Annotated in this window: 13 protein-coding genes; 7 read left to right on the top strand and 6 right to left on the bottom strand. The window is 46.2% G+C overall.

What is annotated here, in order from left to right:
* Positions 1-287: 287 nt before the first annotated feature.
* Both R3D00_30665 and R3D00_30660 read left to right on the top strand, forming a co-directional pair.
* The gene (locus R3D00_30665; protein MEZ4777578.1) at positions 288-644 is read left to right on the top strand and encodes a VOC family protein; all 357 of its coding nucleotides are present in this window, start codon (positions 288-290) and stop codon (positions 642-644) included.
* Positions 645-831: 187 nt separating this feature from the next.
* Positions 832-1,749 carry a hypothetical protein gene (locus R3D00_30660; GenBank protein ID MEZ4777577.1) on the top strand — a complete coding sequence of 306 codons (918 nt, stop codon included), beginning with the start codon at positions 832-834 and terminating at the stop codon, positions 1,747-1,749.
* An 86-nt stretch (positions 1,750-1,835) separates the two neighbouring features.
* Here the strand turns inward: R3D00_30660 and R3D00_30655 are convergent, their stop codons facing one another.
* The 4 genes from R3D00_30655 to R3D00_30640 form a co-directional block, all read right to left on the bottom strand.
* Entirely contained in the window at positions 1,836-2,957 is a 1,122-nt protein-coding gene (locus R3D00_30655; protein MEZ4777576.1) for an HD domain-containing protein, read from the bottom strand.
* A gap of 9 nt (positions 2,958-2,966) precedes the next feature.
* Entirely contained in the window at positions 2,967-5,243 is a 2,277-nt protein-coding gene (locus R3D00_30650; GenBank protein ID MEZ4777575.1) for an OmpA family protein, read from the bottom strand.
* Positions 5,244-5,340: 97 nt separating this feature from the next.
* Complete coding sequence (locus R3D00_30645; GenBank protein ID MEZ4777574.1) at positions 5,341-5,874, bottom strand: class IV adenylate cyclase; 534 nt, start codon at positions 5,872-5,874, stop codon at positions 5,341-5,343.
* Positions 5,875-6,000: 126 nt separating this feature from the next.
* Positions 6,001-6,624, bottom strand: a complete 624-nt coding sequence (locus tag R3D00_30640) for a hypothetical protein (GenBank protein ID MEZ4777573.1) — start codon at positions 6,622-6,624, stop codon at positions 6,001-6,003.
* Positions 6,625-6,978: 354 nt separating this feature from the next.
* Between R3D00_30640 and R3D00_30635 the strand changes: the two genes are divergently transcribed.
* Together R3D00_30635 and R3D00_30630 are read left to right on the top strand one after the other, a co-directional pair.
* Positions 6,979-7,419 carry a DUF5004 domain-containing protein gene (locus tag R3D00_30635; protein MEZ4777572.1) on the top strand — a complete coding sequence of 147 codons (441 nt, stop codon included), beginning with the start codon at positions 6,979-6,981 and terminating at the stop codon, positions 7,417-7,419.
* 103 nt (positions 7,420-7,522) lie between these two features.
* Positions 7,523-8,512 (top strand): aldo/keto reductase, encoded by a 990-nt coding sequence (locus R3D00_30630; protein MEZ4777571.1) that lies wholly within the window; start codon positions 7,523-7,525, stop codon positions 8,510-8,512.
* A 10-nt stretch (positions 8,513-8,522) separates the two neighbouring features.
* On the opposite strand, the gene R3D00_30625 is transcribed toward R3D00_30630, so the two are convergent.
* Together R3D00_30625 and R3D00_30620 are read right to left on the bottom strand one after the other, a co-directional pair.
* Complete coding sequence (locus R3D00_30625; GenBank protein ID MEZ4777570.1) at positions 8,523-9,200, bottom strand: alpha/beta family hydrolase; 678 nt, start codon at positions 9,198-9,200, stop codon at positions 8,523-8,525.
* 1 nt (position 9,201) lies between these two features.
* A complete protein-coding gene (locus R3D00_30620) occupies positions 9,202-10,110 on the bottom strand; it encodes a methyltransferase domain-containing protein (GenBank protein MEZ4777569.1) in 909 nt (302 codons plus the stop codon).
* A gap of 63 nt (positions 10,111-10,173) precedes the next feature.
* On the opposite strand from R3D00_30620, the gene R3D00_30615 reads away from it, so the two are divergent.
* The 3 genes from R3D00_30615 (at position 10,174) to R3D00_30605 (ending at position 13,359) form a co-directional block, all read left to right on the top strand.
* Positions 10,174-11,169: an aldo/keto reductase gene (locus tag R3D00_30615; GenBank protein MEZ4777568.1), complete on the top strand. Its 996-nt coding sequence runs from the start codon at positions 10,174-10,176 to the stop codon at positions 11,167-11,169.
* Between the two features lie 72 nt (positions 11,170-11,241).
* Complete coding sequence (locus tag R3D00_30610; GenBank protein ID MEZ4777567.1) at positions 11,242-12,519, top strand: DUF2851 family protein; 1,278 nt, start codon at positions 11,242-11,244, stop codon at positions 12,517-12,519.
* A gap of 72 nt (positions 12,520-12,591) precedes the next feature.
* Entirely contained in the window at positions 12,592-13,359 is a 768-nt protein-coding gene (locus tag R3D00_30605; protein ID MEZ4777566.1) for a hypothetical protein, read from the top strand.
* Positions 13,360-13,364 lie beyond the last annotated feature (5 nt).

Genomic DNA, 13,364 nt, shown 5'->3' with positions numbered 1-13,364 from the left:
TGACAACTACAAAAAAACAGCCGCAAACCATCAAACCTCCGCGCGTCACACAGCGCCCCACAAAACAAACCCTTCCCGCCACCCGGCAGCCTGTACATATCCCTGCCAGATAATTGTAAGTCTGAGGAAAAGGGAGGATATTCGTAAGAGGCGATCACAAAATAAAAGATACTTTACATTAAGTTATGTAAAGCAAATGAGTATCAGGGCTCCCAGGATGAAGCAATATTTACTAAAGAGAATTTAGTGTTTCCTGAATACTCATTATTGAAATAAAAATAAAGACTATGAAATTTGATAAAGCAATTCCGATTTTATACTCAACAGATGTTTCAAAAAGTATTGCCTACTTCACAGATCAATTGAAGTTTGACAACAAATGGGAATGGGACAGCCCACCGTCATTTGGTGGCGTTTCCAGAGACAACGTTGAAATATTTTTTTGCAAACAGGACCAGGGAAATCCGTCCACCTGGCTTAGCCTGGTCGTTGATAATGTTGACGAATATTACGAGCTAATAAAAGGAAGCGGTGCAAAAATTCTTTCTAAACCTGACAGTAAAGAATGGAACATGAGAGAAATGTTAGTGGAGTGTCCGGACGGACATATTATCAGAATTGGACATAATACTTCTTACGACTGATTTTTCTAAAAACTTCCTATGATAATTCTCACCACATCATGCTTTGTTTCAACACTGCAAACTTTGAAATATCTATTTTATTCTATAAATAAGCCTGCATTTGAAGTCTTGTAAACTGAACGTCGGCTGCAAGTGTAGAAAATGGTATCCGGGAAAAAAATAGTTATCAATATTTAATATTTCAATTATGAAGAAATTAAGTAAATTATTATTTCATTTTGCAACTATTTTGTTTTTGGGATTAAATAGTTCTTTTTCTTGTGCATCAGATAAAACTGTGTTTGTTGGTTGTACACCAGGTGATCATTTAATTAAATCTCAACTGGGTATACCCAATGGGATGATAATAGATTTCATCAAATGGGATTTAACGTTTGACAATTTGAACCATAATACTTTTATGTTAAATATAGTCTATGGAGAATCTCAGCCAAATACGCTTGGTTTTAAGGAGGGTGGACAAAAGAAATCGTATCGGGGTAAATATCATATTTTGAAAGAAAATGACACAGAAATTTTCAAATTAGAGAATAGTGATTTTCAAACTGAAATATTAATGATCAAACTTAATGCGAATATTTTTCACTTATTAACGCCGCAAAAGAAACTGATGATTGGAAATGGTGGTTGGAGTTACACACTCAACAACAAAACCCCTAACAAAAATATTTACCCGTTGGCAAAACTGGCAAATTCCTCAAATATTTTAAAAGATACATCATTACAAATTATTTATGACGGACGGACACCGTGCGAGGACTTTGCTGCCGAAAATAATTTGACGGTAAACTCATCTTGTTTCAAACTAAAATGGAAGCTTATATTAAATAGAGATCCAAAAACATTACAACCCACAACGTACACCTTGAAAAGAACAAACAGCCGAGAAACTGATATTACTGGCAATTGGACAATTTCAGAAGGGACAGCAACAAATCCAGAGGCTATTATTCTACAACTTGACCCTGACCAGCCAAGTAAATCTATTTCACTATTTGTAGGCGATGAAAATGTTTTGTTTTTTTTACATAAGGACGGAAACCTGTTTACAGGAAATGACAATTTTAGTTTTACGCTCAATAAAAGACATAACTCGACAAAATAAAACCTGCCCCCAACAGCAGTCCACCTCAATGGCGGATGTCGTGCTTCTGTGAGCGTTTTGCACAGCAACACCTATACGCAATGACCCTAAACAACCGTAAGCGTATGCGCCTCCCACGGATGGGGATAACGCAGCCGGTTGTAGTTTTCCTGTATCAGCGCTTCTTCCCCGGGATCAGTCGCTGTTAGCAGAAGTTTGTCGAGCGGCTGGTCAAAAAACAGGTAATTGATCTGGCCTCCCAGCAGACGTACAAACTCCGTAATATTCTGCCGGATGGTTTCATCTGTATTGGTGCCAATAATGCCCACTTTCCGGCCCTCTCTGCCATTGACCGAAAGGAAATGTTTGGCCTGACGCAGTTGTTTTTCCCGCTCGTGTTGGGAAAGGTTTTTAGAAGAAAGCGAGGGCACCGGGTATGAGGGGATTTCGGGAAAATGGCTGGCAAAATATTCTGCCTGGCCTTTGATATCAGCTCCAACCGTAATATAACATTGAAAAACGGCCTGCTTGTTGTCTTTCCGCTCTACATTCAGCAGTTTTTCCATCAATTGCACGTCCTCAAACTTCAGCGATTGCCAAAGTGCATTTTTTTGCTGAACGCCCGCTTCGAAATAGGTCTGCTGGATCTCCTCAAATGTCCCTGTATCGTATTTTACCTTCGGAATAATCACCTCATTGAGATAGGCCAGCAGTTCGTGAATCCGCTCATAATCTTCACAGATTCTCCCCATCAGGTCGAAGTAAGCAAAAATACCCAGAAGGCGTAAATCTGTTTTGGTTGCAAGTTTTTTATAGTCAGAAATATCTTTTTTCGCGAGTCCCCAGCGCAGCGGTATCTGGTGAAAATTGACCAGGTCGAGAATTTTTCTTCGCTGAATATCTGAAATTTCAGGATTTTGGAGCAGGAGGTTTCGTGCTATGGGTACGCCGGCCTCTTCGTGCCCGGTCGCACGCCAGCGGCCTTCCCGCCAGTGGGTCACTGAGGGTTTGCCGATATCGTGGAGAATGGCAGCCCAATACAGGATCTGCCGGTCGTCCTGGCTCAGATCAAATTTTTCTACACCTTTTTCAAATTGCTGAAGAACAAGCAACGTGTGGTTATACACATTTCCCTCTGCGTGATAGCGAGGGTTTTGCTCAGTGGTTTTCAGTTGGTCGATGTAGTGAACAGGCAGGGGGAGGGTCTGTTCAGATGCAGGCAGAATCATTCGTTATTATTATTTTCCATCATCTCCTTCCAAAGTCTCTATGATATCTTCTTCCAGTTCTTTATCCAGGTCAAGGTCGTCATCCAGTTCGAGTTCTTTGTCCCAACCTTCCCGCTCTTCTTCCCATTTTTTCATATCCTCCTCACTCCACTCAAACTCGCTGTCAAAGGCAGGATCTTCTTCCATTTCGAGGTCCTCGTCAAAATAAAGTTCTTCCTTGGTCGGCAACCATAGATCACCGTCGTAATCCTGGTCGAGTACCAGCTTGAACTCTACCCGCCGGTTTTTGGCTTTGTTTTCTTCTGTATCGTTGGGCACCAGCGGTCGGGTTTCTCCATAACCAATGGCCTTGGCGCGAATTTCCTCAAACTCCCCCTTTCTGATAATATAACTCGCTATGGCCTGAGCGCGCTCCTGTGAAAGGCGGAGATTGCTCTCATCTCTTCCATCTGAGTCTGTATGCCCTTCCACTTCGAGGCGAAACATCGGGTAGTTTTGCAAAAAGCGCACAATATAGTCCAGTTGGGGTTTCACCTCCGCTCGCAGCTTGGCACTATTGGTACCAAACTCCATCGATTCGAAGACAATCGGCTTGTTTTGCTCAAAACTTTGTGTAAGAACCTGAAAGGTGGTATCACCATTCAATTGAAAATCGTTTTTTATGGTGAGAAAGTTGTCTCCCAACACATAAAGTCTGTAGCGATTGTTGTTTACGAGGTCAAATTCGAAGAATCCGTACTCATTTATTTTTTTTGGCGCTACTTCTACCCCATTGTCCAGGTCAATAATCATCACGGTTCCCTGCAGGGTATAACCGGAAATGGAGTCTATCAAATACCCCCGCAATGAGGCGATAGCATCCGGTCGTGCTTCCATCGGCATGAGGAAAGAATACAGGTCAAAATTTTGTTTTACGTGGTCTTTCTCCGGGTCGCGGGAGTTTGCGTAGAAAATGGTTTTCCCAGCGCCATCGATAGAAAAATAATATTCATTGCCCCAGGTATTTACCAGTGGACCTACATTCTTGGGTTGTTCCCACTGGTCTCCGGTCCACCGGGCTTTAAATATGTCGTAGCCACCAAAATTTTTCAACTGGCCGGTAGAACTGAAATACAGGCTCTGGTTGATCTTATGGAAAAAGGGCGTTACTTCATTTTGAGGGGTATTGATGATGGGGCCGAGATTTTTTGCAGTGGACCATGAACTATCAGCCTGAAGGGTAGAATAATAGAGATCCACTCCGCCAAATCCGCCTTTGCGGTTGGACGAAAAAAATAGTGTCTGCCCGTCGGCAGAAATATTGGGCTGTGAATCCCAGGAGTCGGAGTTGATGCGTCCGCCAAGATTTTGTACATGGGTCCAACTGTCTTCCACAGGGTCATAAGTTGCGCGGTAGATGTCGCAGTCGCCAAATCCCACACCTGTGCGGCAGCGGGTAAAGTAGAGCGTTTTCCCGTCAGGCGCAAGGCAGGCCGAGCCTTCATTAAATATGCTGTTGATCGTGTCGGGAAGGCGTTTGGCAAAACTCCACTCTCCTGTGATGAAATTGACTTCGGCGTAATAGAGATCTTCGTTCCACAGTCTGTAAGGATCGACTACCTCGTCGGCTTTCATACCCGAAGTATCGCGCCGGGAAGTAAACAGCATGATGGAGTCCGATGGATGCATAAACGGCGCGTAGTCCGGATCTTGAGAATTGATCCTTGGACCCATATTTTCCAACACTTTTTTGGCGGGAATCAGCGGGTCAATTTTTTTCCGGACCTCCAGAAGTTCGTAGTATTTATCTACCGGGAGCCATTCGGAGGTAGTTTCCCGTATCAGCGAGTCATAAGTGAGTTTGGGTACAGGCATACCCCGGTTGTGGGTCTGGGCAAGTTCGTAATAATATACCGCCTGTAAGGTGTCTTTCAGGATTTGTTTGACCCGGCCGGCCAGCCACAGCAAGGCGAGATCTTTCTGGAAATTTTCAACGCCAAACTTTTCTATATAGGGAATGAGCACCCTGTCCAACTGCTCTACATCTGCCTGAGACTCATACTTTTTGATTTCGGCGTAGATTTTTTTATCAAAATAATAGGGAGTCGTGTGAATGTTGGGATACTGTGGACTCTGGTCATAGACAGAAAGCATAATATCATCTCCTGTACGGAGGAGTACAGACTTTTCTTTCAGCACATTCGCTTCTTTATATGCCTTGTCAGGTTCGGTAGGCTGTGCATAAGACGGGAGGATAAGTGCCATCCATCCCGGAAGGCAAAAAGCCAAAATTCGGAATAGTCTCATTGTCTTATCGTCGTTTGATTTCCCAATGCAGAGTTAATCAAAAAATCATGGATTACAAAAGCAGAATGTCCCTATTTACTAATCGTGTCTGATCTGACTATACCTCCACTTTATAATGTTGCACCAGATCGTAGGTACTCCAGCTGTGGCAGTCTTCGGGCTTAAATCCCAGTTGCCGCACAACCTCATACAACTGCGTCTCATCCGGTGCTTCAATCTCGAGAAAAGCAGGAATGCCTGCAAGGTCTCCCTGATATTCGTCGATCACAACATGAACACTCCCAAGGTTGTATTGGGTTCGGATTTTATGGTTATGGTTGAAGGGTAACAGGCCTGTTTTTTTAAATATGACCATTAGCTTTTCCGGATCGCCAATGGAAGTCTCCGTTTCTTCCATGACTTTTGCCGAAGATTTTTCTCCTTCCACCGGGTTTTTGTAGGTAAGCATGGAGATATCTCCCTCGGTTCGCAAACGAAGAATCCCTCCTTTTTTCTGGATACTTCGGTTGGGATAATCAAAAAATGTTGCAGCCATAATTCCTTCGAATGACTTTATGGCTCCCAGTTGCTGTAAAGTTTCTTCTACCTGTTGGCGGTTGATTTCCAGTATTTTAACTTCTATTTCTTTCATGTATGGTTATAGATTCTCTATAAATTTACGAAATCTTCCGCAGCATTGATACATCCTATGTAAGCAAAATCCCCCATTCCGGGAGGAATGAGGGATTGCAAAAGAAGGAACAAGTTTACGTATTGCCTAGAAAGCTACACCTACGGTGAATGCTGTATTATGATTGATACCTTTTACAGGTACGAAGGAAAGTTCGTTTACACTGCTGCGCACGCCGGTAGAGAAATCGTCGTAAGTGGCGTCAAACTCTACCCCTACACGGAAGATCTTCAATACGCGCAGGTTGGCTCCCAGTACAACGCCCAGGCCAGACCGTATACCGCCGTTGGTAATATTGTCGAGGTTGGCACTTAGCTTATCGTCGCCCACGACGACTACAGGAATATAAGCACCGGGGTAAATATCGAGTGATTTGCCTATCATGAAGTGCTTTTCGATACCGAAAATACCTTTCAGGTCATTTCTGCGGGCCTCATAATTGGTATTCACGCCGTCTCCAACCGTGTAATCCAAATGGTCTACGCCTGCACCAAAACGATAGGCCCATTTATTTTTTGTAAAATAACGGAAGTTGGCACTGACAGAACTGCTACCCTGATAATTGATCTGGGTATTGGGTGCAGATACTTCGTCAATATTAAAGGAACTGAAGTTCATGGTGGCGCTGACACGCTGAGCCTGCACTTTAGAAATTCCGAAGATGATAAGGAGGCTGAAAGTAGTGGCGATAAGTTTCTTAAAATTTTTCATTGGTAGAATTCATTTACGGTTATTGGTTATTACGGTCATATCCTCGCTCAGGTCACACATTTTCCCGCTTTTTGACAGGCTTCCTTTCCAGCGTGCACGTTTTCCAAAAAAGCGTGTCAATGATAGATGGAGGCTGCTGTGGGCGATACGCTACTGCGATGATGAATGAACGTTTTCGGGATAATGACCATACATGAAATTTGAGGGTTGCATCGGGGGGTTATAGAAAAATTCCGGAAAATTCATTCATAAAGGAAACTATCCGGAAAATAAATTTTCCTCTCCATGCATCCAATACATCCCGGCAGTTGTCGTTGTGATAACAAACGCTAAAATTTTTCAATCTTTATTCTTATGAAAGCAAACAGAGGATACTTGTTCGTAATCGCAGCGCTCTTTTTTTCCCTTACCAGCTGCAGCACCTATCCCGACGGACCAACCATTAGCCTTAAATCTAAAGAAGCTCGTATCGCCGGCACATGGAAAGTTACCCAGGCAACTGACGAAGATGGTCAGGACGCAACTGACAGCTTTTCCAACTGGCGTTATACTTTTTCAGAAGATGGAACCGCTGTACTGAATATTACAGAAGGTTCTGTTGGCTACGAAATGACGGGTGATTGGGCGCTGTCTGATGATCAGCTCACGTTCCGGGTTTCTGTTCAGGGACAGATTTTTGGAACCGTTACCTTTACTCAGGACGCCGAATATGAGATTCTCCGACTCTCTGATAAGGAATTCTGGCTGAAGGATGTTGATGATGCAGATATCACGGTCTCACTCTCTCCCTTCTAAGAAGTTACTAATCTGATGATTTCGGGCTTAAGCCCATAGATCGCTCCCGGAGTACCCCTCCGGGAGTTTTTGTTTTTTGCTATGGGAAAACGATATTCGAACCATGAATTACAGAACCTTAGGCAAAACCGGCTGGAAAATCTCTGAAGTTTCCCTCGGCACCTGGCAAGTCGGTGGCGGTTGGGGTAACCCCGACTTCAATGACTCACTCGCAGACCGTATCATTCACACGGCCATCGACAATGGAATCAATTTTATCGATACCGCAGATGTGTACAGCAACGGTCTAAGCGAAAAGGCGGTAGCACGTGTTGTGAAATCTCGCCCGGAAGAAGTCTTTATTGCCACCAAATGCGGACGGCGGCTCAAACCTAATCATACAGCCGAAGGATACAACCGTGCCAATATCACCGGTTTTGTTAATGATAGTCTGAAAAATATGGGGCTGGATACCATCGACCTGATCCAGCTACACTGCCCGCCTTCGTCGGTTTATGAAAGTGACGAAGTGTTTGGGATTCTCGACGACCTGAAACAACAGGGCAAAATCCGCCACTACGGGGTAAGTGTTGAAAAAGTCTCCGAAGCCCTGCGTGCCATCCAACGCCCGGGAGTAGCTACCGTCCAGATTATATTTAACCTCATGCGGCTCAAGCCTGCGGAAGAATTTTTCCCCGCTGCGCAAAAAGCCAATGTGGGCATTCTCGCCCGTGTACCGCTCGCCAGTGGATTGCTTACCGGTAAGATTAACCGCACAACGACTTTCAGCCAACACGACCACCGGTTTTTCAATCGCCTGGGAGAAGCCTTTGATAAAGGAGAGACCTTTTCAGGGGTGAATCTCGATATCGCCTTTCAGGCCCTCGATAGATATAAACGCATATTTGGCGACCAGCAACTTGCAGAATATGCCCTGCGCTGGATCCTGATGTTTGATGCCGTTTCGTGTGTAATACCGGGCGCAAGTTCGGAAGCGCAGGTGCTTTCCAATGTCAGGGCTGCCCAATCTCCGCTGCTTCCCGAAGAAATAATGGATCAGGCGGAAGCCGTGTATAACGACCTGCTGAGGGAGATCATCCATCCGCAGTGGTAACCGGGTGTACTCAGATCGTTTTGTCCACCCACTCTCCCGCCACACGCGCCATTTCGGCGAATACATCCTCGGGGTTCTGCCGGGTTTTCTTCAGCGTTTTGTACCCGTGGTCGGCAGTTTCCAACGAGTGAAGCGTAGCTTTTTCGCCCAGACTTTCTATCAGTGGAAGGAAAAAGTCGGGAGAAATAAAGGTGTCTCTTGTTCCGGAGAGAAATAACATCGGCTGTTTGATTTTTCCCATATGCGTAGCCCGGTCTGCACTGGCTTTGCCCGGTGCGTGAAGGGGAAAAGAACAAAATATCAGCCCTTTTACCTCATCAATCATTCCCTCCGCTGCTGCCAGAGAAGTCATTCGCCCGCCAAAGGAATGTCCCCCCGCCAAAACAGGCAATTTCCCCGCATATTTTTTTGCTTCATGAACCGCAGCCTGTACAGTTGCCAGGCTGACGGCATTTGTATCTCTGCCGCCGCCGCGTTCCATGTAGGGAAAGTTGTACCGGAAAGTCGCAATCTGCGAATGGGCCATATTTTGTGCGATATTTTCCATCGTCTGATGATCCATCCCGGCACCTGCGCCGTGGCCAAATACCAATAGCGCTTTTGCTTGAGGCGGAAGCATCAGGAGGGAAGAAACTTCACCTTTTTCAGGCGTCGCCAGAAATTTTCCTCTTTGGGCGGTAAGATTCATCTTAAGATTTTTTTTCAAAAACACCGATAAAACGGAGATAACACGAAGGGTCAACTTCCCGAAAATTTTGCACGTGATAGACGGTCAGATTCAGGTCGGGTACTTTGGAAAGAATTCGCTCCTGAAGGGCTTGCGGGTCGTAGTGGCGGGAAAAAAACTGGTACCAGTTACAGTATCGGAGTTTTGCCCTGGGGTCTATTTTGGGGCGATGAAATTTGAGCAGGTTATAGGCCGGGTCCACATGAATCGTATATTCTCCCGCAAGGTAAAAAGGCAAAATTACAGCCCTTCCCCCCGGGCGAAGCACACGTGAAAGCTCCTGAAAAAACTCGGTGTCAGAGTTTCCTTCAAAGTGCTCCAGAGAGCAGTGAAGCGTTACCGCATCCACGCTGCCATCGGGCAGGTAAAGTTCGGAGGCGTAGCCACCGATCTTGTCGCCATTCAGGCCTTTGGGATAGACCAGATCTTGCTGGTAAGTTTCCCGGCAACCGTAAAGCCGCCGCACAATGGTATAAAAAGGTGACGTGCAAGCTGCTACATCGATAAATACTGTATCCTCATCAAAAGGAATGAAAGAGGTAGAGACGTAATGTTCGAGGGTTTTTTCGGTAAAATTTTTCCCCGGTATTTTTCCCCCGCCATAGTACGTGTCTGGGTAATCCACTTTTTTGAGGTAGTCTTTATATCCAGGGACATCTATTTCAAAGGGTTTTACCCCAATGCCCGCCTCCTTTAGCTTTTCGACCAGCTGGTCATCCAGCCGGGGGTCGGCGAGGTGATCTGCCGAAATATGGCCTTTGGTTACAGGTTTGCCGCCATAGGTTTTCCGAAACAGCGGATTCCACTGGCTGGTGCTAAATAGCAGTTGGTGAGAAAACCGGTAAACGGGTCGAACCAGTTGTTTTAGCATAAAATTTTCTTCTGGCAACAAAGTTAGCAATTTTGTTTTAGTTTTGGTGGGAAACAATGATTCATGTTATACAAAACCCTCGGTGACTCCGCTCTGAAAGTAAGCCGCATCGGACTGGGTATGGCTGCGCTGGGCCGCCCTGGCTATATTACCCTTGGCCACGGCAAAGATCTTTTTTTTAACTATACCGAAACCCGCATGGAACAACAGGCACATCAGCTCCTCGATCTGGCCTGGGCTTCCGGTATCCGCTACTTCGACGCAGCCCGCTCTTATGGCAAAGGAGAGGATTTTCTGGGGAACTGGCTCCTCCATCATGACCGCGCTTCGGGCGACGCTGTTGTCGGATCAAAATGGGGCTATACCTACACTGCCAACTGGCAGGTGGAGGCCGAAAATCACGAAATCAAAGATCACTCACTTCCTGTACTTCAACGGCAGTGGAAAGAGTCTGTCGCCTGCCTTCACCAATATCCGGATCTGTATCAGATTCATTCTGCTACGCTGGAAAGTGGTGTGCTGGCCAATACGTCTGTTCTCAACGAACTTGCCCGCATGAAGTCGGGAGGTATCCTCATCGGTCTTTCTCTCAGCGGCCCCAATCAGGCCGAGGTGTTGCGAAAAGCCTTCCGGGTAGTCATCGACCGGCAGCCACTGTTTGATGCTGTACAGGCTACCTGGAACCTCCTGGAACGATCCGCAGGCACTGCCCTCGAAGAAGCCCACGACAGGGGCATGGGCGTTATTGTCAAAGAAGCCGTGGCCAATGGACGGCTGACAGAAAGAAATGCCATTCCGCGATTTGCGGATCGGATAGATATTCTGCGCGCTGAAGCTCAAAGGCTGGAAACTTCTCCCGATGCGCTGGCCATTGCCGGTGTATTGGCCCAACCCTGGGCAGATGTCGTACTGAGTGGTGCTGCGCTACCCGAACAACTGCGATCCAATCTTCAGGCGCTTTCCGTGAAGTGGGACAAACAGGCAGAAGAAATACTTGGCGCAATTACCCAGCCTGCATCGGAGTATTGGGACGATAGAAAAAATCTCGCCTGGAACTGACACAGGTGGTTACATTTTGTGGAATTTGGGTATATACAGGCAGCAGTCTTATTTACCTGAATACACACAACCATGATACCTGAATCTTTTCTGCACTACGTATGGCGTACCCGTAATTTTGACGCAAAAAATCTGCAAACATCTGATGGGCTGCCGGTGGTCATTCTCCAACCCGGTACATGGAACCACAACCAGGGGCCTGATTTTTTTCAGTCGCTGGTAAGAATCGGCGAAATCGAATGGTCGGGACAAGTGGAAATCCATGTGAATGCGAAAGAATGGTACCTTCACGGACATGACCGGGACCCGCTGTACAACAATACCGTTCTTCACGTTGTGCTCTATTCTCAGGGTGAACCTGTGATGCGCGAAGATGGGACGGTGATTCCGGAGTTGGTTTTGGATGGGCGAATTGCAGGAAACCTCCTGCAGCGATATGATCGTTTTTCCGAATCATCAGGGCAGATTCCCTGTGCTGCGCTGATTGGCGGGGTTGACGAGATTCATACTACCATTTGGGTTGAACGACTGGGCGTGGAGCGTGTGGAGGAAAAAGCGATAAAAATTACCGCCGGATTTCCTTCTCAAAATATGGACTGGACGCAGGCCTTGTGGGAAGAAATTATGGCCATCATGGGCGGGCCGGTGAATAAAGAACCTTTTCGAAGAATCGCTCAGCTTATTCCCTGGAAAATCATGCAAAATTATACCGGCAATATTCTGCAAATGGAAGCCTTGATATTGGGTGTGTCGGGCTTGTGCAGGCCGGAAGAAATCATTGACACATACCACCAGAAACTTTGGGATGAATGGATTTTTCTTTCAGCTAAACACAAAATCGAAACACCTGAGAATCTGCAAATTCGCTTTATGCGTATGCGACCGGCAGGTTTTCCGACGATTCGCATTACGCAAACCGCCTGTATGCTCAACATTTTTCCCCATCTGATACGCTTGCTCGAACCTGAAAACCTCGACCGGTTTCTGGGGATACCTATTGGTGTTTCCCATTATTGGGAGACACATTACCGGTTTTCACAAGCTTCTGCCCAAAGCAAAAAGCTCATGGGCCATTTGCAAAAAGAATTGCTCCTGATCAATGCCATCCTGCCGGTAGCCTGGTTGTATCACCGTGCACATGGGCGCAACAACCTCAGCGAAATGATTACCGATATATTTTCCCGACTTTCTCCCGAAGACAATCGCATCACCCGCACATTTACCTCATTGGGACTGAAAAACCCCAACGCACTCCATTCACAGGGAATGATCCAGCTAAAGAAAAACTACTGCGACGAAAAACGATGCCTCGAATGTGGGATCGGCCATCAGGTGTTGAAGCAGGGTTGAGGGAATAAAATACAGAATGCATATATTGCAGTAGCATTTATTCCTTGCGATGATTTTATAACCCCGTCTCACATGAAGTCCCGCACAATACTTCTGCTGATTTCTGTCGTTCTTCTGTCCCGCAATGCTTTTGGGCAGCGGGAATCCACCTTTCCCATCCTGATCGCAAAAACCGATTTGCTCAGTTGGGCTGCAATAGAAAGACCTGCTTTTTTCGCAGGGCTGGAGTACCGGCCTATACCTGTTCTGGCGGTTGAAGCAGAATATGGGTTTGAGCTTCCCCTTTACCCGTGGGGGAATCCGCCGGAGACCATCGGGAGATTTGACTACGATTACGGCAAATTGCGGATGGGCTTAAACGTTCATCCGGGTTATCGCTTCCGGTATGTACAGTCCTCAATAGGGTTTCAGTTTTTTTACCATCCGGAGTCCTATACCCGTTTTGGCAGCTGGTATTGGCGCGATGGCGAACAGTGGTCATACGAGCGGGCAGATATCGTCGTGAAGTCGGTGGGATGGAATATTAATGGCGGGTTGCATTGCCGATTGGGCGAAAAAGTAGTGATGCAGTTTTTTGCAGGTATGGGGCCCAAGCGCGTTTCAGCTACCCATCAGACGTTAAATGAGCAGCCCTTTACCCCCAATGCCGGGCCTTTGGATTTTAATTTTGACTTTGGCAGGAGGGATCAGGTAAAAGGAGTTGAAAGGCGGGTACATATTTACTGGGCGGTAAAACTGGGTTTTGTGATATTGAATTCTGATAAAACCTATCAGAATTGGGAAAGACCCTCCGGCCAAAGAATCTACAACCGCTACCGAAAACCCATCCGTAAAATCTGAGTATA

It is taken from the genome of Bacteroidia bacterium (assembly GCA_041391665.1).
Classification (GTDB): domain Bacteria; phylum Bacteroidota; class Bacteroidia; order J057; family J057; genus JAGQVA01.
This window is presented reverse-complemented; position numbering and strand designations above follow the sequence as displayed.